At 73.0% G+C, this 22,298-nt stretch carries 20 protein-coding genes; 16 read left to right on the forward strand and 4 right to left on the reverse strand.

The annotated features are described in order from the left end of the window. The first annotated feature begins 84 nt into the window (after positions 1 to 84). From B9W62_RS08385 to B9W62_RS08455, 15 genes are all read left to right on the forward strand, one after another. Entirely contained in the window at positions 85 to 1,728 is a 1,644-nt protein-coding gene (locus B9W62_RS08385) for an acyl-CoA dehydrogenase family protein (RefSeq protein WP_087806571.1), read from the forward strand. Positions 1,729 to 1,970: 242 nt separating this feature from the next. Further along, the gene (locus B9W62_RS08390; protein WP_087806572.1) at positions 1,971 to 3,260 is read left to right on the forward strand and encodes a GAF domain-containing protein; all 1,290 of its coding nucleotides are present in this window, start codon (positions 1,971 to 1,973) and stop codon (positions 3,258 to 3,260) included. Positions 3,261 to 3,454: 194 nt separating this feature from the next. Next, positions 3,455 to 4,768 carry a hypothetical protein gene (locus B9W62_RS08395; RefSeq protein ID WP_087806573.1) on the forward strand — a complete coding sequence of 438 codons (1,314 nt, stop codon included), beginning with the start codon at positions 3,455 to 3,457 and terminating at the stop codon, positions 4,766 to 4,768. A gap of 88 nt (positions 4,769 to 4,856) precedes the next feature. Beyond that, positions 4,857 to 5,429, forward strand: a complete 573-nt coding sequence (locus B9W62_RS08400) for a GNAT family N-acetyltransferase (protein ID WP_087806574.1) — start codon at positions 4,857 to 4,859, stop codon at positions 5,427 to 5,429. Between the two features lie 150 nt (positions 5,430 to 5,579). Beyond that, complete coding sequence (locus tag B9W62_RS41200; protein WP_309475039.1) at positions 5,580 to 5,663, forward strand: putative leader peptide; 84 nt, start codon at positions 5,580 to 5,582, stop codon at positions 5,661 to 5,663. Between the two features lie 205 nt (positions 5,664 to 5,868). Continuing rightward, positions 5,869 to 7,566, forward strand: coding sequence for a sulfite reductase SirA (gene sirA, locus B9W62_RS08405; RefSeq protein WP_087806575.1), 1,698 nt, complete (start codon positions 5,869 to 5,871; stop codon positions 7,564 to 7,566). After that, positions 7,563 to 7,742, forward strand: coding sequence for a hypothetical protein (locus B9W62_RS08410; protein ID WP_059298364.1), 180 nt, complete (start codon positions 7,563 to 7,565; stop codon positions 7,740 to 7,742). The genes sirA and B9W62_RS08410 overlap by 4 nt, the downstream gene beginning before the upstream one ends. Continuing rightward, entirely contained in the window at positions 7,739 to 8,449 is a 711-nt protein-coding gene (locus B9W62_RS08415) for a phosphoadenylyl-sulfate reductase (RefSeq protein ID WP_087806576.1), read from the forward strand. Before B9W62_RS08410 ends, B9W62_RS08415 begins: the two co-directional genes overlap by 4 nt. Before the next feature lies 1 nt (position 8,450). After that, positions 8,451 to 9,044 (forward strand): adenylyl-sulfate kinase, encoded by a 594-nt coding sequence (gene cysC / locus B9W62_RS08420; RefSeq protein WP_179235393.1) that lies wholly within the window; start codon positions 8,451 to 8,453, stop codon positions 9,042 to 9,044. Next, complete coding sequence (gene cysD, locus B9W62_RS08425; RefSeq protein WP_087806578.1) at positions 9,041 to 9,979, forward strand: sulfate adenylyltransferase subunit CysD; 939 nt, start codon at positions 9,041 to 9,043, stop codon at positions 9,977 to 9,979. The genes cysC and cysD overlap by 4 nt, the downstream gene beginning before the upstream one ends. A gap of 2 nt (positions 9,980 to 9,981) precedes the next feature. After that, complete coding sequence (locus B9W62_RS08430) at positions 9,982 to 11,337, forward strand: sulfate adenylyltransferase subunit 1 (RefSeq protein WP_087806579.1); 1,356 nt, start codon at positions 9,982 to 9,984, stop codon at positions 11,335 to 11,337. Between the two features lie 233 nt (positions 11,338 to 11,570). Beyond that, entirely contained in the window at positions 11,571 to 12,674 is a 1,104-nt protein-coding gene (locus B9W62_RS08440; protein WP_087806581.1) for an aliphatic sulfonate ABC transporter substrate-binding protein, read from the forward strand. 33 nt (positions 12,675 to 12,707) lie between these two features. Next, complete coding sequence (locus B9W62_RS08445) at positions 12,708 to 13,502, forward strand: ABC transporter ATP-binding protein (protein WP_087806582.1); 795 nt, start codon at positions 12,708 to 12,710, stop codon at positions 13,500 to 13,502. Beyond that, entirely contained in the window at positions 13,489 to 14,400 is a 912-nt protein-coding gene (locus B9W62_RS08450; protein ID WP_087806583.1) for an ABC transporter permease, read from the forward strand. Before B9W62_RS08445 ends, B9W62_RS08450 begins: the two co-directional genes overlap by 14 nt. Before the next feature lie 8 nt (positions 14,401 to 14,408). Beyond that, positions 14,409 to 15,155 carry a sirohydrochlorin chelatase gene (locus B9W62_RS08455; protein WP_087806584.1) on the forward strand — a complete coding sequence of 249 codons (747 nt, stop codon included), beginning with the start codon at positions 14,409 to 14,411 and terminating at the stop codon, positions 15,153 to 15,155. 21 nt (positions 15,156 to 15,176) lie between these two features. On the opposite strand, the gene B9W62_RS08460 is transcribed toward B9W62_RS08455, so the two are convergent. The 4 genes from B9W62_RS08460 to B9W62_RS08475 all read right to left on the reverse strand — a co-directional run bounded on the left by B9W62_RS08460 (position 15,177) and on the right by B9W62_RS08475 (position 19,064). Then, entirely contained in the window at positions 15,177 to 15,725 is a 549-nt protein-coding gene (locus tag B9W62_RS08460; protein WP_087806585.1) for a DUF1697 domain-containing protein, read from the reverse strand. Positions 15,726 to 16,000: 275 nt separating this feature from the next. Next, positions 16,001 to 16,342, reverse strand: a complete 342-nt coding sequence (locus B9W62_RS08465; protein ID WP_087806586.1) for a hypothetical protein — start codon at positions 16,340 to 16,342, stop codon at positions 16,001 to 16,003. Between the two features lie 97 nt (positions 16,343 to 16,439). After that, complete coding sequence (locus tag B9W62_RS08470; RefSeq protein WP_256976239.1) at positions 16,440 to 17,870, reverse strand: tryptophanase; 1,431 nt, start codon at positions 17,868 to 17,870, stop codon at positions 16,440 to 16,442. A gap of 18 nt (positions 17,871 to 17,888) precedes the next feature. Continuing rightward, positions 17,889 to 19,064, reverse strand: coding sequence for a tryptophan dimethylallyltransferase family protein (locus B9W62_RS08475; protein WP_256976241.1), 1,176 nt, complete (start codon positions 19,062 to 19,064; stop codon positions 17,889 to 17,891). Between the two features lie 133 nt (positions 19,065 to 19,197). Here B9W62_RS08475 and B9W62_RS08480 point away from each other — a divergent pair, with 133 nt between their 5' ends. Beyond that, on the forward strand, positions 19,198 to 22,131 hold the full coding sequence (locus tag B9W62_RS08480) for an AfsR/SARP family transcriptional regulator (protein ID WP_087806587.1): 2,934 nt from the start codon (positions 19,198 to 19,200) through the stop codon (positions 22,129 to 22,131). Positions 22,132 to 22,298: the final 167 nt, after the last annotated feature.

Genomic DNA, 22,298 nt, shown 5'->3' on the forward strand with positions numbered 1-22,298 from the left:
GCGCCGGGGGTGCCACTCATCCGCGGAGTCCCGCAGTCCCCGTCCCGGCCCGCCGGGGTCCCGCGGCACGGTAGGTTCACGTCCATGGCAGGCAGTACCCACACCGTGACGAATCAGGCGCCGCCGCTGACCGGCTACGACGTCTTCACCTCCGACCGGGTCCTGACGGAGGCGGTCGGACGGCACCTGGCGGCGGGGCCGCGCGAGGAGGCGCTCGCCGAGCTCTCGGGGCTGGGCCGGGGCTGCGGGTCGTTCCAGACCCAGGAGTGGGGCGCGCAGGCGGGCGACCACCCGCCGGTCCTGCGCACCCACGACCGCTACGGCCACCGCGTCGACGAGGTCGACTTCCACCCGGCGTGGCACCGGCTGCTCGGCAAGGGCGTCTCGGCGGGCCTGACCGACGCCTGGTCGCGGCCGGGCGGGCAGGTGCGGCGCGCGGCCGCGTTCCTGATGTGGACCCAGGTGGAGGCGGGCACCTGCTGTCCGCTGTCGATGACCCACGCGGCGGTGCCGGCGCTGCGCGCCGAGCCGGAGCTGGCCGCCGAGTGGGAGCCCCGGCTGACCTCCCGGGTCTACGACCGGGAGCTGCGGCCGGCCCACCTGAAGGCCGGGGTGCTGTTCGGGATGGGCATGACGGAGAAGCAGGGCGGCAGCGACGTACGGGCGAACACCACGTCGGCGCGGCCGCTGGCCGAGGAGGGGACCTACGAGCTGACCGGGCACAAGTGGTTCTGCTCGGCGCCGATGTCGGACGGCTTCCTGGTGCTGGCGCGGGCCCCCGGGGGGCTGACCTGCTTCCTGGTGCCGCGCGTGCTGGCGGACGGCACCCGCAACGTGTTCCTGATCCAGCGGCTCAAGGACAAGCTGGGCAACCGGTCCAACGCCTCCGCCGAGGTCGAGTTCGCCGGGACCTGGGCCCGCCGGGTCGGCGCGGAGGGGCGCGGGGTACCCACGATCATCGACATGGTGGCGGCGACCCGGCTGGACTGCGTGCTGGGCTCGGCGGGCCTGATGCGGCAGGCGGTGGCGCAGGCGGTGCACCACTGCGCATACCGCGAGGCGTTCGGCGGGAAGCTGGCCGACAAGCCGCTGATGCGCAACGTCCTGGCGGACCTGGCGATCGAGTCGGAGGCGGCCACGACGCTCGGCCTGCGGCTGGCGGCCGCCTGCGACGCCGCCGCGGGCGGTGACGAGGGCGAGCGTGCGCTGCTGCGCCTCGCGGTGCCCGCGGCCAAGTACTGGGTGACCAAGCGGTGCGCGCCGGTGGCGGTGGAGGCGGCCGAGTGCCTGGGCGGCAACGGGTACGTCGAGGAGTCCGGGATGCCCCGGCTGGTGCGCGAGTCGCCGCTGAACTCGGTCTGGGAGGGCGCCGGGAACGTGCAGGCGCTGGACGTGCTGCGGGCGCTGGGGCGCGAACCGGCGGCGCTGGACGCGTACCTGACGGAGGTGGGCGCGGCGCGCGGGGCGGATCACCGGCTGGACGCGGCGATCCGGGACCTGCTGACGGACCTGGCCGACCTGGCGGCCGCCGAGGGGCGGGCCCGGCTGCTGGCGGAACGGCTGGCGCTGGTACTGCAAGGGGCGCTGCTGGTGCGGTACGCGCCGCCGGAGGTCGCCGACGCGTTCTGCGCCGCGCGGCTGGGCGGCGACGGGGGCGCGGCCTTCGGCACGCTGCCGCCGACGCTGGACCTGGCGGCGGTGGTGGAGCGGGCGCGGCCCGAGGTCTGATTCCCGCCGCGTGGCGCGGGGGTGGTGCTGCGCCGACACGGCACCACCCCCGCCACACGGGCCTGTTCAGGCCGCGTACGCCGCTCGGGACGGCGTGGTTCAAGTTTGGACACCCGCACCGCCCTCCACCAGGGTTGCAGGGGGTTGCAACTTGCGGTCGGCTGTGTGCGGACTGTGCCCGTCCGGCGTGGGCAACCGGTCACTATGAGACGAACATTCGACTTCCGGAAGGACGAGGTCCCGTGGCGCTCTCGCCCATGGACGTGACGCAGTTCGCCGCCGTCGACACGGCGCGTGCGGCCCGGATGCTCAGCGAGGTCCGCACCGCGAGACTCTCGGGCGGGCGGGCTCCGGTGGCGCCGCGTCCGGTGATCGAGCAGTCCTGGGACCGGATGCTGCGCAGCGGAGTGGACCCGGAGCGCGACTTCCGCTCCGGGCTGCTGGGCCCGGAGGAGATCCGTCGGCGGCGCGAGGCCTCCGAACTGCGGCACGTGCTGCCGGTGCTGCGGGAGTCGTTGCTGTCGGTCGCCGACGTGGCCCACCACATCATGGTGGTCGCGGACGAGGACGGCCGGGTGCTGTGGCGGGAGGGCAGCGCGCGGGTGCTGCGCCGGGCCGACGGGCTCGGCTTCGAACTCGGGGCGGACTGGCGGGAGGAGGTGGTCGGCACCAACGGCGTGGGGACACCGGCGGTGACCCGGCGACCCGTACAGGTCTTCGCCTCCGAGCACTTCGTGCGGTCCCAGGCGACCTGGACCTGCGCCGGGGCGCCGATCACCGACCCGCGCAGCGGGCGGCTGCTCGGGGTGGTCGACGTGAGCGGGCCGCTGGAGACGATGCATCCGGCGACGCTGGCGTGGGTGGACTCGGTGGCCAAGCTGGCCGAGGCCCGGCTGCGGGAGCTGCACACGCAGTCGCTGGAGCGGCTGCGGGCGGTGGCGGCGCCGGTGCTGGCCCGGCTCGGCGGGCGGGCGCTGGTGGCCGACCGGGACGGCTGGACGGCGGCGGTGACGGGGATGCCGTACCTGGACCGGGTGGTGCTGCCCAAGTCGCCGGAGGCGGGGACGCGGTGGCTGCCCGCGTTCGGGGCGTGCACGGTGGAGCCGCTGGCCGAGGGCTGGCTGGTGCGGGCCGCGGCGGGGCCGGTGCCGCAGGGCGCCACCCGGATCGTCCTCGACCTCGGGCAGCCGCGCCGCTGGTCGGTCCGGGTGCTGGGCGGCGCGGAGGACTGGGCGCGGGAACTGAGCCCGCGGCACGCGGAGTTGCTGTACCTGCTGGCGGTGCACCGGGGCGGGCGCAGCGCCGCCGGGCTGGCCGAGGACATGTTCGGCGACCGGGCCCGCACGGTGACGGTACGGGCCGAGATGTCGCGGGTGCGGAGATACCTCGGGGCCTACCTGGAACACCGGCCGTATCGTTTCTGCGAGGACGCGGAGGTGGAGATCCTGCTCCCCGCCGACCTCCGGGACCTGCTCCCCCACTCCACGGCTCCGGCGGTGGCGCGGCGGCGGGTGTCGCCGGGGGTGCCGTGACGGGGCGCCCGGGGCGCTTAGGGAGTCCCTTGCGCCCCGGATGGCCGTAAAGACGCGTTGATTCCGCATATTTGCATCGTCTGCCTCCGCCGGACCGTCCGTCTGCCGTAGCATCCTCGATGGACCGTCCCATCCGCTCCTCGGGCAACGCGACCACCGTCGAGCGCAGTTGGTCCGGTGTCCGTGGAGGTTCTATGAAGCAGCGCGGCAGACACCGCCGACGCAGACGGGGCAGGGCGCTGCGCGGGGCCCTGACCGGCGCGGCCCTCGCGTTGACCGGTGCCGCCACGCTGATCAGCGCCTCGCAGGCCACGGTCGCCGACGACCCCGGCGTCCTCAAGCCCCTCACCTCCGCCGCCGAGACCGACGCGCTGCGCCTGGCCGAGCACCGGGTGCCGGCCGCCTGGCTCGACCGGCTCTCCGCCTCGATGGGCGACCCGGTGGGCGTCGACACCGTCCTCGACTCGGCCGACCACACGCTGCGCGACGCCGCCGACTGCACGGCCGGGGAGCGCGAGGCACTGCCGGTCTCCCCCGCCGCCACCCGCGCCTACTGCTGGGACGAGGCCGACACCGACGGCTGGCGCCCCGGCGCGGTCACCACCTCCGGGGACGCCGACGAGGACGGCCGCTGGGGCGCCCACCGCGTCATCCTCTCCGCCTGGTCCCGCGACGACGGCACACCCCAGGGCGGCCTGGCCCGGGTCTCCTTCGTCGACGCGGACGACCCCGACCGGCTCGGCTACACCTCGGCGCTGCTCGCCGTCCCGGTCGACGGCGGCCACGACTACCGGGGGCTCGCCTCCCCCGTCACCGGCATGGTCTGGTACCAGGACAAGCTGCTGGTCACCGCCGCCGCCGGGGACCGCGACGCGCTGTACGTGTACGACGTCGAGCGGGTCCAGCGCGCCACCACCGCGGCGGACGCCGTCGGGCGGGTGCCCGGCGGCTGGGCGGCGGGCGGCCACCGGTACGTGCTGCCCGCCATCGCCTCCTACCGGCTCCCCGACACCGACGACGCGGCCCGCCCCGGCGCGATCTCCCTGGACCGCGGCACGGCACCGGACAGCCTGGTGGCCACCGAGCACGTGGCCGCGGACGGCGACCGGCCCACCCGGCTGTGGCGCTACGCGCTGCGCACGGCCACGGACCCCGACCGCTCCGGACTGCCCCTGGCGGACTCCGCCGGGCGCGTGGACGCGGTCGAGGCGTACGAGACCGGCGCGGCCGAGGTCGGCGGCGTGCTGTCGCACCGGGCGCCCGGCGCGGCCCGGTCCGACTGGTACCTGGGACGCGCGGCCGGCGGACAGGACGGACGCGGGACCCTGTGGCGCCAGGACACGGAGGGCGCCGAGGCCGCGGAGTGCGGGGCGGACCGGTCCCAGCAATGCTGGAGCGGGCCGGCGGGCTCGATGTCGTACTGGGAGCAGACCGGCGAGGTCTGGTCCCAGTCGGACCGCATGCTGTTCGCGCTGCCGCTGGCGTCGATCGAGGACGCGCTCGACTGACGCGCCGCCGGGGCGTCGTCCCGGGCCGCGGCGGACCGCACCGGGCGGGGATCGACAGATCCGCGGAGCGGATGATTCCCTGACCGGCATGACCAACATCGCCGTGACCACGTGGTCCCTGGAGCAGACAGCGCCCACCGATCTGCTGCCGGCCGCCGCCCCGGAGGGGGACGTCCGGATCGTCCGCGCCGAGGTGCCCTCCCCCGAGTTCAGCCGTTTCCTGTACGCCTCGGTGGGCGGCGACATCCGCTGGACGGACCGGCTCGGCTGGAGCCACGCGCGGTGGCGGGAGCACCTGGAGCGGCCGGGCGTGGAGACCTGGGTCGCGTACGACCGCGGCACGCCCGCCGGGTACGTGGAGCTGACGCCCGGCGACGACGGGGTCGTGGAGATCGAGTACTTCGGCCTGATCCCGGCCTTCCGCGGCCGGCGCATCGGCGGCCACCTCCTTTCCTACGGCACCGCCCGCGCCTGGGACCTGGCGGAGCGCTGGCCGGGGCTGGCCACCACCAAGCGGGTGTGGCTGCACACGTGCAGCAAGGACGGCGCGTACGCCATGGACAACTACCAGCGCCGCGGCTTCCGGCTGTTCGACACCAAGGTGGAGGAGGAGGCGGACGTGGCCACTCCGGGGCCGTGGCCGGGGGCTTTCCCCGCCTGACCTGTGCCCACACGCCTGTTTTCGGTCGACCGGCCGACCGGGTCGCCGTCCGTGTGACCAACGACACCCTTGTCTCGCCGTACGAGACAAGGGTGTCCACATTTTGGATTAAGCTGGACCAGTCACAGATCGTCGTGCCACGCTTCCGTCATGCCTGGAACTGGAATTGCCTTGGTGAGTCGGCGGCACGTCGACCTCGGCCGCATGTCCAGCGCCATCTGTCCGGGCCGCTGAGAGCACCCTCCAGCACCTCCGGATTCCCCGCATTCACCTCGCTCCCGCGCAATGACGCGCACGCGTGTCTCACGTATGCCCCTACGTAGGCCATGCGCCATGCGCGCAGGTCAGAGCCTCCCACCCGCCACCCGACCGCCACCCCTCATCGACGGCGCTGCGCGCCGACCCCGCCAGATCCTGCCTTGAAGGACGTGTGTCAACCATGGCCGCCACCCCGCCGAAGCCCGCTGCCGCGACCCCGCGCCGCAAGGTGAGCCGTCACCGCGGCGAGGGCCAGTGGGCGGCCGGGCACTTCACCCCGCTCAACGGGAACGAGCAGACCAAGAAGGACGACGACGGTCTCAACGTTCGGACACGTATTGAGACGATCTACTCCAAGCGCGGCTTCGACTCGATCGACCCCGGTGACCTGCGCGGCCGGATGCGCTGGTGGGGGCTGTACACCCAGCGTCGGCAGGGCATCGACGGCGGCAAGACGGCGATCCTCGAACCGGAGGAGCTGGACGACCGCTACTTCATGCTCCGCGTCCGCATCGACGGCGGCGCGCTGACCACGGCTCAGCTGCGCGTCATCGGTGAGATCTCGCAGGAGTTCGCGCGCGGCACGGCCGACATCACCGACCGGCAGAACGTCCAGTACCACTGGATCCGCATCGAGGACGTGCCGGAGATCTGGAACCGCCTGGAGGGCGTCGGCCTGTCCACGGTGACCGCCTGCGGCGACACGCCCCGCGTGATGATCGGCTCCCCGGTGGCGGGCATCGCCGAGGACGAGATCATCGACGGCACGCCGGCGCTGGAGGAGATGAAGCGCCGGGTCCTGAACAATCCGGCGTACTCGAACCTCCCCCGCAAGTTCAAGACCGCGATCTCCGGGTCGCCGGTCCTCGACGTGGTGCACGAGATCAACGACGTGGCCTTCGTCGGCGTGGAGCACCCCGAGCACGGCCCGGGCTTCGACCTGTGGGTCGGCGGCGGCCTGTCCACCAACCCCAAGCTGGGCGTGCGGCTGAACGCCTGGGTGCCGATCGACGACGTCCCCGACGTCTACGAGGGCGTCATCTCCATCTTCCGCGACTACGGCTACCGGCGGCTGCGCAACCGCGCCCGCCTGAAGTTCCTGGTCGCCGACTGGGGCGCGGAGAAGTTCCGCCAGGTGCTGGAGGACGAGTACCTGAAGCGGAAGCTGACCGACGGTCCGGCGCCCGCCGACCCGACCAGCCGCTGGCGCGACCACATCGGCGTCCACCGGCAGAAGGACGGCCGCTACTACGTCGGTTTCGCCCCGCGCGTGGGCCGCGTCGACGGCACGATCCTGACCAAGGTCGCCGACCTGGCCGAGGCGCACGGCTCGGGCCGGGTGCGCACCACCGTCGAGCAGAAGATGATCGTCCTCGACGTCGAGGAGGCGCAGGTCGACTCGCTGGTCGAGTCCCTGGAGGCGCTGGACCTCACCGCCCGGCCCTCCACCTTCCGGCGCGGCACCATGGCCTGCACCGGCATCGAGTTCTGCAAGCTCGCCATCGTCGAGACCAAGGCGCGCGGCGCCTCGCTCATCGACGAACTGGAGCGCCGCCTCCCCGACTTCGACGAGCCCCTCACCATCAACCTCAACGGCTGCCCGAACGCCTGCGCCCGCATCCAGACCGCGGACATCGGTCTCAAGGGCCAGCTCATGCTCGACGAGCACGGTGAGCAGGTCGAGGGCTACCAGGTGCACCTGGGCGGCGCCCTCGGCCTGGAGCCGGCCTTCGGCCGCAAGGTGCGCGGCCTGAAGGTCACCGCCGAGGAACTGCCGGACTACGTGGAGCGCGTGCTCCAGCGCTACCAGGCCGAACGCGAGGACGGCGAGCGCTTCGCCACCTGGGCGGCCCGCGCCTCCGAGGAGGCCCTGTCGTGAGCGAACGCGCCGCGCCCTTCTACTGCCCCTACTGCGGCGACGAGGACCTGCGTCCGGGTGAGCAGGGCCACGGCGCCTGGGAATGCGGGGCGTGCAACCGCGCATTCCAGCTGAAGTTCCTCGGGCTGCTCGCCCGGGGTCTTCAGCCCAACCCGACCGAGGGGGAACGGATATGACGGCCGTTCAGGAAGAACGTACGACCGACGACCTCAGGGCGCTCGCCGAGCGGGCGGGCCGGGAGCTGGAGGACGCCACCGCGCTGGAGATCCTCCGGTGGGCGGCGAAGACGTTCGGCAGCCGCTTCTGCGTGACCTCCTCCATGGAGGACGCCGTCGTCGCCCACCTCGCCTCCCGCGCCCTGCCCGGCGTCGACGTGGTGTTCCTCGACACCGGCTACCACTTCCCGGAGACCATCGGCACCCGCGACGCGGTCGAGGCCGTGATGGACGTGAACGTCATCACGCTCACCCCGCGCCAGAGCGTCGCCGAGCAGGACGCCGAGTACGGGCCGAAGCTGCACGACCGCGACCCCGACCTGTGCTGCGCGCTGCGCAAGGTGAAGCCGCTGGAGGAGGGGCTGGCCGGCTACCAGGCCTGGGCGACCGGGCTGCGCCGCGACGAGTCCAAGACCCGGGCGAACACGCCGGTCGTCGGCTGGGACGAGAAGCGGGGCAAGGTGAAGATCTCGCCCATCGCCAAGTGGTCACAGGAAGATGTGCAAACGTACGTCACCGAGCACGGCGTCCTCACCAACCCGTTGCTGATGGACGGCTATGCCTCCGTGGGCTGCGCGCCCTGCACCCGTCGTGTGCTGGAGGGCGAGGACGCCCGCGCCGGACGCTGGGCGGGCCGCTCCAAGACCGAGTGTGGACTGCACGGCTGACATGACGACCACCACCGGACCGACGCCGTCGGGACCATCGACATCCAGGGAGAACCACGTGACGACCGGAGCCACCGTCTGGCTCACGGGGCTGCCCAGCGCCGGCAAGACCACCATCGCCCGCGCGCTGGCCGACCGCCTGCGTGAGGAGGGCCGGCGCGTCGAACTGCTCGACGGCGACGAGATCCGCGAGTTCCTCTCGGCGGGCCTCGGCTTCGACCGCGCGGACCGGCACACCAACGTGCAGCGCATCGGCTTCGTCGCCGAACTGCTCGCCCGCAACGGCGTCACGGCGCTGGTTCCGGTGATCGCGCCGTACGCGGACAGCCGCGACGCGGTGCGCGAGCGCCACGGGGCGAACGGCACGGCGTACGTCGAGGTGCACGTGGCCACGCCGGTCGAGGTGTGCTCGGTGCGCGACGTGAAGGGCCTGTACGCCAAGCAGGCCGCGGGCGAGCTGACGGGGCTCACCGGGGTGGACGACCCGTACGAGGAGCCCGTCAAGCCCGACCTGCGCATCGAGTCGCAGGACCAGACCGTCCAGGAGTCCGCCGCGGCGGTCCACGCCCTGCTCACCGAAAGGGGACTGGCATGACGACGACCGTCGCAGCGGCGCGGGAGGGTACGGCGGGCCCGTACGCCCTCTCCCACCTCGACGCCCTCGAATCGGAGGCCGTGCACATCTTCCGCGAGGTGGCGGGCGAGTTCGAGCGGCCGGTGATCCTCTTCTCCGGCGGCAAGGACTCGATCCTGATGCTGCACCTGGCGCTGAAGGCGTTCGCCCCGGCGGCCGTGCCGTTCTCCCTGCTGCACGTGGACACCGGGCACAACTTCCCCGAGGTCCTGGACTACCGCGACCGCACGGTCGAGCGGCACGGGCTGCGCCTGCACGTCGCCTCCGTGCAGGACTACATCGACCGCGGGGTGCTCAAGGAGCGCCCGGACGGCACCCGCAACCCCCTCCAGACGCTGCCGCTGACCGAGAAGATCCAGGCGGAGAAGTTCGACGCGGTCTTCGGCGGCGGGCGCCGCGACGAGGAGAAGGCCCGTGCCAAGGAGCGGGTGTTCTCGCTGCGGGACGAGTTCTCCCAGTGGGACCCGCGCCGCCAGCGCCCCGAGCTGTGGAACCTGTACAACGGCCGGCACGCCCCCGGCGAGCACGTCCGCGTCTTCCCGCTCTCCAACTGGACCGAGCTGGACGTGTGGCAGTACATCGCCCGCGAGGGCATCGAGCTGCCGCAGATCTACTACGCCCACGAGCGCGAGGTCTTCGCCCGCTCCGGCATGTGGCTGACGGCCGGTGAGTGGGGCGGCCCCAAGGACGGCGAGCGGACCGAGAAGCGACGCGTGCGCTACCGCACCGTCGGCGACATGTCCTGCACCGGCGCCGTCGACTCCGACGCCGACAGCATCGAGAAGGTCATCGCCGAGATCGCCGTCACCCGGCTCACCGAACGCGGCGCCACCCGCGCTGACGACAAGATGTCCGAGGCCGCGATGGAAGACCGCAAGCGCGAGGGGTACTTCTAGACATGACCAGCACCACTGAACCCGTCGAGCCGCTGTCGGTCTGGCAGCTGTCGGAGACGACCCTGCTGCGGTTCGCCACCGCCGGCTCGGTCGACGACGGCAAGTCCACGCTGGTCGGCCGGCTGCTGCACGACTCCAAGTCGGTCCTCACCGACCAGCTGGAGGCCGTCGAGCGGGCCTCCGCGAGCCGCGGCCAGGACGTCCCGGACCTCGCGCTGCTCACCGACGGCCTCAGGGCCGAGCGCGAGCAGGGCATCACCATCGACGTGGCCTACCGCTACTTCGCCACCCCGCGCCGCCGGTTCATCCTGGCCGACACACCGGGCCACGTGCAGTACACCCGGAACATGGTCACCGGCGCCTCCACGGCCGAGCTGACGGTCATCCTGGTCGACGCCCGCAACGGCGTCGTCGAGCAGACCCGCCGGCACGCCGCGATCGCCGCCCTGCTGCGCGTCCCGCACGTCGTCCTCGCCGTCAACAAGATGGACCTGGTCGACTACCGGGAGTCCGTGTTCGCGGCCATCGCCGAGGAGTTCACGGCGTACGCCACCGAGCTGGGCGTCCCGGAGGTCACCGCGATCCCCATCTCCGCCCTGGCGGGCGACAACGTGGTGGAGGCGTCGGCGGTCATGGACTGGTACGGCGGCCCGACCGTGCTGGAACACCTGGAGACCGTGCCGGTCAGCCACGACCTGGCGCACTGCCACGCCCGGCTGCCCGTGCAGTACGTGATCCGGCCGCAGACCGCCGAGCACCCCGACTACCGCGGCTACGCGGGCCAGATCGCCGCCGGCACCTTCCGGGTGGGCGACGAGGTCACCGTGCTGCCCTCGGGCCGCACCTCGAAGGTGTCCGCCATCGACGTGCTCGGCGAGCCCGTCGACGCCGCCTGGACCCCGCAGTCGGTGACGCTGCTGCTCGAGGACGACATCGACGTCTCGCGCGGCGACCTGATCGTGCCCAGCGAGGACGCCCCGGCCACCAGCCAGGACGTCGAGGCCACCGTCTGCCACGTCGCCGACGCGCCGCTCACCGTGGGCCACCGGGTGCTCCTCAAGCACGGCACCCGCACCGTCAAGGCGATCGTCAAGGACATCCCGGCCCGGCTCACGCTGGACGACCTGTCGCTGCACCCGCACCCCGGGCAGCTGGTCGCCAACGACATCGGCCGCGTCAAGGTCCGCACCGCCGAGCCGCTGCCCGCCGACTCCTACGCCGACTCGCGGCGCACCGGCTCGTTCATCCTGATCGACCCCAGCGACGGCACCACGCTCACCGCCGGCATGGTCGGCGAGTCCTTCGCCGCGCCGGAGCCGGTCAAGGACGCGGCCGACGCCGACGGGTGGGACTTCTGAGCATGTCCTCCCCCGACTTCTACTCCACGTTCGCCAAGGAGGGCGGCCGCGTCGGCAGCGGCGCCCTGGGCAGCGGGCAGGGCGGAGTGGCGCGATGTGTGCGCTGACGTACGCGCACCGCTCGCGCGCCCTCACCCCCCGCAGCCGAAGACCTGCCGACCTCCCGGCCACGCCCTGACCCCTCGGACCCACCGACAGGCGTGCGTGCCGGACCAACGAGAGGAACACCTCCCGTGCCTGCCACCACCGCCCTGCGCCGCACGCTGGCGGTCATAGCCGCCCTTCCCCTGCTCACCCTGGCCGCCTGCGGCTACGGCTCGCAGGCGAAGGACGACGACACCGCCAAGGTCGCCGAGGGCGCCGAGAAGATCGACGGTCTCGACTCCGTCCGGATCGGCTACTTCGGCAACATCACGCACGCCACCCCGCTGGTCGCCAACCAGAAGGGCTTCTTCCAGAAGGCGCTGGGCGCGACCGAGGCCAAGTACGCGGTCTTCAACGCGGGGCCGTCCGAGATCGAGGCGCTGAACTCCGGCTCCATCGACATCGGCTGGATCGGCCCGTCCCCGGCGGTCAACGGCTACGCCAAGTCCGACGGCAAGAACCTGCGCATCATCGGCGGTTCGGCCTCGGGCGGCGTGAAGCTCGTGGTGAACCCGGACAGGATCAAGTCCCTGAAGGACGTCAAGGGCAAGCGCATCGCCACCCCGCAGCTGGGCAACACGCAGGACGTGGCGTTCCTCAACTGGATCGCCGAGCAGGGCTGGAAGGTCGACGCGCAGAGCGGCAAGGGCGACGTGACGGTCGTCCGCAGCGACAACAAGGTCACCCCGGACGCCTACAAGACCGGTTCCCTGGACGGCGCCTGGGTGCCCGAGCCCACCGCGTCCAAGCTGGTCGCCGAGGGCGGCAAGGTGCTCCTGGACGAGTCCACGCTGTGGCCCGACAAGAAGTTCGTGATCACGAACATCATCGTGTCGCAGAAGTTCCTCGAGGAGCACCCGAAGGCGGTCGAAGCCGTCCTGAAGGCGTCGGTCGACACCAACGAGTGGATCACGGCCCACCCGGACGAGGCGAAGACCGCGGCGAACGCGCAGCTGGCGAAGGACTCCGGCAAGGCACTGCCCGCCGACGTGCTGGACCCGGCCTGGGAGTCGATCAGGCTCACCGACGACCCGCTGGCCTCCACCCTCGACGCCCAGGCGGAGCACGCCGTGAAGGCCGGTCTGCTGGACCGGCCCGACCTGAACGGCATCTACGACCTGACGCTGCTGAACAAGGTCCTCAAGGCCAAGGGCAAGCCCGCGGTCGACGACGCCGGGCTCGGCGTCGAGTAAAGCCCGGATCCGACCACCCAGGAGGTGACGACCATGGCCACGACCACGACCCTCGCCAAGGCCGCCGACGGCACCGAGTCGGCCGACTACGCGGCCCGCATCGAGCACGTCTCGAAGTCCTTCGCGGGCCCCGCCGGGCAGCAGCTCGTCCTGGACGACATCACCCTCGATGTCGCGCCCGGCGAGTTCGTCACCCTCCTGGGAGCCTCCGGCTGCGGCAAGTCCACGCTGCTGAACCTGGTGGCGGGCCTGGACAGGCCCAGCGCGGGCGGCATCAGCACGGACGGGCGGCCGGCCCTGATGTTCCAGGAGCACGCCCTGTTCCCGTGGCTGACCGCGGGCAAGAACATCGAACTGGCCCTGCGGCTGCGGGGCGTGCCCAAGGCCGAGCGCCGCGACAAGGCGGAGGAGCTGCTCGAACTCGTCCGTCTGAAGGGCGCGTACGGCAAGCGGGTGCACGAGCTGTCGGGCGGTATGCGCCAGCGGGTCGCGATGGCCCGGGCGCTCGCCCAGGAGAGCAAGCTGCTGCTGATGGACGAGCCGTTCGCGGCGCTGGACGCCATCACGCGGGACGTGCTGCACGACGAGCTGACCCGCATCTGGCGCGAGACGCAGGTGTCCGTGCTGTTCGTGACGCACAACGTCCGCGAGGCCGTGCGGCTGGCCGAGCGCGTGGTGCTGCTGTCCTCCCGTCCCGGGCGCATCGCGCGCGAGTGGACGGTGGGCATCCCGCAGCCGCGCCGTATCGAGGACACCGCCGTGGCGGAGCTGTCCGTCGAGATCACCGAAGAACTGCGTGGGGAGATCCGCCGACATGGCCAGCACTGACACGACGCGTCCCGCCCGGGACCCGGGCGCGAAGGACGGCGGCGACCTCGCCGGTCTGGAGGCGGGCCTGGACGCACTGGAGTCGGTGCAGCAGGGGCGCACACCGCTGCGGCAGACCCTGGTCGAGAAGGTCCTGCCGCCCACCGTCGCGGTCCTGCTGGTGCTGGCGGTCTGGCAGGCACTGGTCTCCTTCAAGATCGTCGACGATCCGACCAAGCTGCCCGCCCCGTCCGACGTGTGGGACGTGCTGCACCAGGCCTGGCTCCAGGGTGAACTGCTCGGCTACATCTGGACCAGCGTCTCGCGCGGTCTGCTCGGCTTCTGCTTCGCGCTGATCATCGGCACCCCGCTGGGGCTGCTGGTGGCGCGGGTGAAGTTCGTGCGGGCGGCGATCGGCCCGATCCTGTCCGGCCTCCAGTCGCTGCCGTCGGTGGCCTGGGTGCCGCCGGCCGTGATCTGGCTGGGTCTGAACAACTCGATGATGTACGCCGTCATCCTGCTCGGCGCGGTGCCCTCCATCGCCAACGGCCTGGTGTCCGGCGTCGACCAGGTCTCCCCGATCTTCCTGCGGGCGGGGCGCACCCTGGGCGCGACGGGCCTGAAGGGCACCTGGCACATCGTGCTGCCGGCCGCGCTGCCCGGCTACGTCGCCGGTCTCAAGCAGGGCTGGGCCTTCTCCTGGCGCTCGCTGATGGCCGCCGAGATCATCGCCTCCTTCCCCGACCTGGGCGTCGGCCTCGGGCAGTTGCTGGAGAACGGCCGCAACGCCAGCGACATGGCCATGGTCTTCGAAGCCATCCTGCTCATCCTGGTCGTCGGCATCGCCATCGACCTGCTGATCTTCAGCCCGCTGGAGCGCTGGGTGCTGCGCAGCCGCGGTCTGCTGGTGAAGGGCTGAGGCACACCATGTCCGCACCGGCCCGCCCCGTCCTCCTGGTCGTCGCCCACGGCAGCCGCGACCCGCGGCACGCCCAGGCCGTGCACGCCCTGGTCCGCCGGGTGCGGGCGCTGCGTCCGGACGTACGGGTGGAGACCGGCTTCCTGGACTTCAACGTCCCCTCGGTACGGGGCGTGCTGGAGTCCCTGGAGACGGAGGGCGTGCGGGACGTGGTCGCCCTCCCGCTGCTGCTGACCCGCGCCTTCCACGCCAAGGCGGACATCCCCGCGGTCCTGGCGGCGGCACCGCCGCGGCTCAGGATCCGGCAGGCGGAGGTGCTCGGTCCCTCTCCCCTGCTCCTGTCGGCGCTGGAGCGGCGCCTGTACGAGGCGGGTCTCACACCCGCCGACAAGTCCTCGACCGGGGTCGTGCTGGCCTCGGCGGGGTCCTCCGACCCGGAGGCGATCGCAGTGATCGCTGATATCGCGCGGGAGTGGCGGCACACCGGTTGGTGCGCCGTGCGGCCTGCGTTCGCCTCCGCATCCCTTCCGCGCACCGAGGACGCGGTACGGCGGCTGCGCGCGCTGGGCTGTGCGCGGGTCGCCGTCGCCCCGTACGTCCTGGCGCCCGGGTTCCTGCCGGACCGGATCGCGCGGGGCGCGGCCGAGGCGGACGTACTGGCGGACGTGCTGGGCCCCGCACCGGAGGTGGCGCGGGTCCTGCTGGAGCGGTACGACGCGGCGCGGATGCCGGTGGCGCTGGCGGTCGGGGCCTGAGGGGACGAGGACGACGACGCGTCAGGGCCGCGTCAGCTCCACGAGTTTGGCGACCGTGTTCCAGTTACGGCTGGTGGCGATCAGGCCCTTGGTGACCCGGGGCCTGGCGAGAGCCTCGGCGAGCTTGGAGCGGCCCAGCCCGTCCGGTGCGTAGAGGTAGAGGGCGCGGTCGCCGAGGCGGAACTCCTCGGGGCGGAAGGCCGGTGCGTCGATCGCCGCGAAACGCTCCGCGTCGACCGGGGCGGAGAAGTAGGTGACGTGCAGCTGCCTGGCCTCCAGCTCGGCGGCGGGGAAGGGGCACGCCTCGACGATCCCCTTCAGGTAGGCGTGGTCGCGCACGAGCACGTCCACCGGGAAGCCGAACCGCCCCTCGACCGCCGTGGCCAACTCCGCGGCCAGCGACTCCTCGTCGCCGTGATCGGAGGCGAAGACGGCCTGTCCGCTCTGTAGATGGGTGCGTACCGCGTCGTGGCCGAGGGAGGTCAGCAGGGCGCGCAGGTCGGCCATCGGGACCTTCCGGCCGCCGCCCACGTTGATCCCGCGGAGCAGTGCCGCGTACATCGTCGTCATCCGCACACCATAGAACGGCCGTCGTGCCCCGTGGGGGTGGGCACGACGGCCGGGTCCGCACCGGGCGGACGTGCGCGCCACTCTCTCCGATGCGGTGTGCGGGGTTCAACCACTTCCCGCACCTGTGACTTAATCAACAACGTTTCAGTACGGCCCCGCCGGGCTTCCGCGCCCTCCCCGGCCGTCGCGCCGCGTGTGGGCCGGCCGTGACACCTGGTGGACCACTGGGTGGAGAGCGGCTTCGCGGGGCAGGTCACCGGCTGCCCCGCCCGCGGTCAGTACTCCCTGATGAAGCAGTCGGAGACGTACCCCTCGACTCCGGTGCGGTTGTTGTGGACGTACGTCCAGTGGTCCTTGACGCTGCCGTCCGGGCAGGGCACCGCTTCCGCGTTGGCCTGTCCGCCCATCCAGGTGTACCCGTCGCCGGGGTTGCCGTGCCCCCGGGCGGACGAGGTGGTGCTGTAGCTCTCGTGGATCTTCACGCCGGTCGCGGTGAAGTCGCCCTGACGTGGCGCGGCGGTGGCCGGGGAGGAGAACACCGTCCCCAGGAGTGTCAGCGTCAGTACGGCGGCGGTCGTCATGGGGGCGGTCTTCGCGGTGGTGTGCCGGGTGTTCATGGAATGCCTTCCTGTCCGAGTCTGTGCGGTCGGTGCGGTCGGCAGTGCGGTCGGTGCGGCCGTTGCCCGTCTGTGCCGTCGGTCTCTCTTCGGCCCCTCACCAGTGGTCGGCGCGTCCTTCGTCTTCAGGAGCCTCACCGGTCGTGACGTCCGTCCCCGGCCCTGCGGGCTCGGGTTCCAGTCGCGCGCGGAAGTGGCGCAGGATCGGGGCGTCTTCGACGACGCGGTACCCCGGCACCCTGTCCTTGTCCTTCACCACCGCTTCCAGGGTCTGTCCGACGTGGTCCAGATGGCTCCGGGTGTACGTCCGGCGCGGAAGCGCGAGGCGCAGCAGCTCGTACGGGGCGGTGGTGACCGGGTCCCCGTTGCCGTCCTCCTTGCCGAGGTAGAGGGAGCCCAGTTCCACCGAACGGATACCGCCCTCCAGGTAGAGCGCGCAGGCGAGTGCGTGCCCCGGGAAGCGGTGCGGGGCGATGTGCGGGAGGAGGTGGCCCGCGTCGAGGTAGAGGGCGTGCAGACCGGGGGGTTCGACCAGGCGGACGCCCGCGCCGCGGCACAGCCCCGCGAGATGGGCGGCCGCTTCGGCCCGGGAGCGGAGGTAGTGGGGGTCCAGGGCCTCGGTCAGGCCCTGGACGATCATCTCCAGGTCCCGTCCGGCGAGTCCGCCGTAGGTCGGGAAGCCCTCCGTGGCGATGAGGATCGGCTCGCACCGGCGGGCCAGTGCCTCGTCCCGCAGACCGAGGAAGCCGCCGATGTGGACGATGCCGTCCTTCTTGGCGCTCATCAGGCAGCCGTCGGCGAGGCGGAACGCCTCCTTGGCGACGTCCGTCGGACTGCGGCCGCCGTACCCGGACTCGCACTGGGTGACCAGGTAGGCGTTCTCGGCGAAGCGGGCGGCGTCCAGGAAGAGCGGGACGCCGTGCTCCCGGCAGAGGGCGGCGGCGCGGGCCAGGTTGTCCATGGACACGGGCTGGCCGCCCTCGCCGTTGTTGGTGAGCGTCATGATCACCAGGGCGATGCGGGCGGCGTCCGGGCCGCGCAGTTCAGCCGCCAGGCCGTCCAGGTCGATGTCGCCCTTGAACGGCTCGGGGCTGTGCAGGTTCCGCGCCCGCGCACAGGGCAGGTCACGGGCCTGGCAGCCGCTCAGCTCCACGTTGGCGCGCGTGGTGTCGAAGTGGGTGTTGCTGAGGGTGATCCGGCCGGGGACCAGCAGCGCGGAGAACAGGACGCGCTCCGCGGCCCGGCCCTGGTGCACCGGCAGGACGTGCGGGTAGGAGGTCAGTTCCGTGACGGCCGCACGGAAGCGGTGGAAGGAACGCGAGCCGGCGTACGACTCGTCCCCGGCCGCGGCGGCCGCCCACTGGGCCGCCGACAGAGCACCGGTGCCGGAGTCCGTCAGCAGGTCGATCGTCACTTCCTCGGCGCGCAGTCCGAACAGGTTGTACCCGACGCGGTCCAGGGCCCTGGCGCGCTGTGCGCGGGTGGTCGTGGGAATCGGTTCGACGGCCTTGATGCGGTACGGCTCCATGGTGCTGCTCTGCTTTCCTCAGTGCGGCGGGTGGACGGCGTATGCCTCGGGTGAGAGATAGACCGTCACGCGCGGCGGGCCGCCGGTGCTCCGGGCGAGCGAGACGTAGGAGATCAGCCCCACTCCGTCGGACAGGTGACGGGACGTCATCGCGGCGAGTGCCTTGTCCAGCAGGGCGACGTCCCCGCCGCGCGCGCCCAGTACGGCGGCGGCCCGGTCGCGGGCGACACGGTCGTCGCGGGCGTAGTCGCGGACCGGGACGTGCAGGGTGTGTCCGCTGGGACGTTCCCGGTCCCGGCGGGTGAAGGACAGGCAGGAGACCAGGGGCAGACCGTCGAAACGACGGGTGCCACCACCGATCGTGCGGCAGAAGTCCCCCGCACGCCGAGGGTCCGCGCCGGGCAGCAGCCCGGCCGCGGCTTCCGCTTCCTCGACGGAGAAACCCTGATGGGCGATGTACAGCTTCACCCGTGGTTCCCGCCAGTGGCCGAGGTCCAGTGCGAAGAACAACAGCCTGCCCCGGTCCGGGCACCAGGACGCGGCCCGCGCCGTCAGCGCCGGCCATGCCGACCGGAACCCGAAGCGGGTCAGCGCCTCTTCGACGACCTCGCCGGCGCGGTCCCGGCCGTGCGCCTCGGGGTTGAGGTAGACCTTCACGCCGGGCGGCCCCGTCCGACGCAGGTCCATGGCGCACCAGAGCGAGAAGGGGCCGCGGGCCGCCGCGGGAAGGAAGAGGTCCGTGACCCGGGCGACGGGCTCCGCGTCGACGTCCCAGCACCTCGCCATCCGGTCCAGGGCCCGCAGCCCCGCCCGGCCGCCGTCGGCGAAGGTCCCGGCGCCGCAGCCCGGCTCGACCAGCACCCGTACCGTCGGCGCACCGTCGGCGGCGAACGACACGGACAGCTCGGCCGGCGAGTGGTCGTCGCTGACGAAGGACGGTGAGAGCGGCCCGGCACCCAGCGGACGTCCTGCCGCCGGGCCCAGCAGCCCGGGCAGCAGCCGCTCCGCGTCCCGCGCCCAGCGGCAGGTCACGTCCGCGGCGGCGAGCAGTCGCCGAAGCTGCCCGGCCAGATGCTCCCGCAGCGTCGGCGCGGCGGGAACGGCGCCCGTGCTCCGGCGCGGGGGAAGGGCATAGCCCGAAGGGGCGGGCGGGTTCATGGCGGCCTCCGGGGTGCGGCGCGGGAAGAAGTCCACGATCTCCGCCGCGGCCGTCGCCCCGGTCGCGCGCCGGTCACTCGGCGATCTCAGGTCATTACGGCAGGTATCCGATCGGTCACGCACCGTTGTACTCTGTGGGGTGTCCGGGCGAGGGCCCGACGGGGGAACAGTGAGAAGCACATACGAGTTCGGGATCCTCGGACCGCTGCTGGTCCGTCGGTCCGGCGCACCGGTCCACGTCAACGCCGCCAAGCTGCGGATGCTGTTGGCGTCCCTGCTGGTCGAGGCCGACCGGGTGGTGACCGTGGACGCCCTGGTCCACCGCCTGTGGGGCGACGCGCCTCCGCTCCGCGCCCGCAACACCCTTCAGAACTACGTGCTGCGTCTGCGCCGCGCGCTGGGCAGCCCCGCGGACACCGGCCCGGTACGGACCCGTCCCCACGGCTACCTGATCGAGACCGACCCGCAGACGCTGGACGTGCGCCGCTTCACCTCGCTCGTCCGGCTCGGGCGGACCGCGCTGGAGCAGAACACGGCCGAGCGGGCGGCGGCGCTGCTGCGGCAGGCGCTGGAGCTGTGGCGCGGGGACCCGCTGTGCGACCTGCCGGGTGACGCCTTTCCCGAGCTGCGGCTGACGCTTCGGGAACAGCACCTGGCCGCGCTCGAGCTGCGCATCGACGCGGACCTGGCGGCGGGCCGCTCCGCGGACGTCCTGCCGGAGCTGCGGGCGCTGGTCGAAGCCCATCCGCTGCGTGAGCACTTCTGGGCCCAGCGCATGCTGGCGCTCTACCGCTGTGAGCGACAGAGCGAGGCCCTCGAGTGCTACCGCACGGTCACCGCGCTGCTCACCGAGGAGCTGGGAGTCACCCCCGGTCCCGCGCTGCGGGACATGCACGCGCGGCTCCTCGCGGCAGCTCCCGACCTCGGGCGGCCACCGGGCGGCGCGGCGGCCGCCGCGTCGCCGACCGCTCCCGGCCGGCCCGCCCTGCCCGTCGAGACGACCGGCTTCATCGGCCGCGAGGCGCAACTGGCCCAGGTCCGCGCCCTGCTGTCGACGGCCCGGCTGGTCACTCTCACCGGTGTGGGCGGCGTGGGCAAGACACGGCTGGCGCTGCGGTCGGCGGCACAACTCGCCGCCTCGTACGCGGACGGTGTCCATCTCGCCGACCTCGCGGCGCTCACCTCGCCGGACCTGCTCGACCGCGCCGTCGCCGAAGCCCTGGGGCTGCGCGACCAGTCCGCGAGACCGCCCGCGCAGGCCCTCGTGGACGCCCTGCGCGACCGGCAGCTGCTCCTCCTCCTGGACAACTGCGAACACGTCGCGGACGCCGTCGCGGGCCTGGTCCTGCGGTTGCTGCGGGCCGCACCGGGACTGACCGTCCTCGCCACCAGCCGGCACCGCCTGGGGGTACCCGGCGAGCACATCCTGACCGTGCCCTGCCTCACGCTGCCGGAGCCGGACGCCGGGTGCGACGCCCGGCAGCCCCCGGAGCGTTCCGAATCCGCGCGCCTCCTGGTGCAGCGCGCCGCCGCGTCCGCTCCGGCGTTCGCCATCACCGCCCGCAACCGCGCCGCCGTCGCCCAGCTGTGCCGGCGCCTCGACGGCATCCCCCTCGCCATCGAACTCGCGGCGGTACGGCTCGGCGCGATGACGGCCGAGGAGATGCTGGAACGCCTCGACGACCGCTTCCGTGTGCTCTGCCTCCCCGACATGCCGGGCACCGAGACGCGCTACCAGCACACTCTGCGCGGTGTCATCGACTGGAGCCACACGCTGTGCACCCCGCGCGAACGCCTGCTGTGGGCGCGCCTGTCGGTGTTCAGCGGCGGCTTCGACCTGTCCGCCGCCGAAGCCGTGTGCGCGGGTGAGGGCGTCGAGCGGGAAGAGATCCTGGACCTGCTCGCCGCGCTGGTGAACAAGTCCCTGGTCGCGGTCGACAGCACCGGCCCGCGCGCCCGGTACGGCATGCTGGAGACCATCCGCCAGTACGGTCTCGAGCGGCTGGGCGAGCTGACCCGGCAGACCGGGCTGCGCATCCGGCACGGCGCCCACTACCGGGCCATGACCCTGCGCGCGGGCGCCGAGTGGTGCGGCCCCGACGAGGTCGACTGGCTGCTGCGGCTGCGCGAGGAGCTGCCCAATCTGCGCACCGCGCTGGACTTCTGCGCCACCCGGCCCGAGCACGTCGGCACCGCGGTCGCCATCGCCGTCGACCTCGCCCGGACCCGCTGCTGGTTCTTCAGCAGTGTGCTCGGCGAGGGCCGCTACTGGCTGGAGCGCCTCCTCGCCGCCGCGCCTGCCCTGCCGCCCGACCTGACGGTGGGCGCGCTGGCCATGAAGGTGTGGATCGCGCTGTGCCAGGGGGACAATCCGGCCGCCGAGAGGTTCCTGGCCGAGTGCCGCGCACAGGCCGCGGGCTCCGACGGCCCGGCGGTGGCCCCGTTCACCTTCATCGAGGGCGCCCACGCCCTGCTCGTCGACGGCACCTCGGCGTCGATCCCCCTGCTGGCCGCCGCGCGGGAGCAGTTCCTGCGGGACGGGCGGCGCGGTGACGCCCACATGGCCACCATGATGTGGGCCATGGCCGAGGCCTTCCTCGGCGACCCGGTCTCGGCCCGTGCGGCCGCCGGGGAGTACACCGCCGAGGCCGAGGCCGGCCGGGCGCCATGGGCCCGCACCTGGGCCCGCTGGTGCGCGGGCCTGGTCGAGCTGCGCCACGGCGATCCGGCCGCGGCCCTGGCCCCGCTGCGCGACGCCCTCGCCCGGCAGAACTCCTTCGGCGACAACTGGGGCCCCGTCTGGGGGGTGGAGACCCTGGCCTGGGCGGTCGCCGAGACGGACCGGTACACGGATGCCGCCCGGCTCCTCGGTGCGGCGCACCGGCTGCGGCAGGACACCGGCGTCGCGCTGACCGGCCTGCGTCCGTTCCACGACGCCCATGCCGCCGCCGAGCGCCGGGTCCGTGCGGCCCTGACCACCCAGGAGTACGCGCGGGCCCGGGCGTACGGCGCCGCCCAGAACAGCGTGCTCCTCGCGCTGCGCATCAGTGCGGAGCCGGGCGGGGACCCGCGCGCCGAGGAGGTCACGGATCCCGGTGCCTGACCGGCCGGCCCGGCGCGGCCGGCGGTCTGCGGGCGCGGACCCCGGTAGATGTAAGGGACCGGTGTCCTCCTCAGCGGTGAGTTCGGCGGTACGGAGGGATGAGGGCGGGGCCGCGGCACGTCACCAAGGAGCACGACGCGGCGTCCTTACGCGGGCCATACCTTCGA

The organism is Streptomyces sp. CS113, from assembly GCF_002188365.1.
Classification (GTDB): Bacteria; Actinomycetota; Actinomycetes; order Streptomycetales; family Streptomycetaceae; genus Streptomyces; species Streptomyces tendae.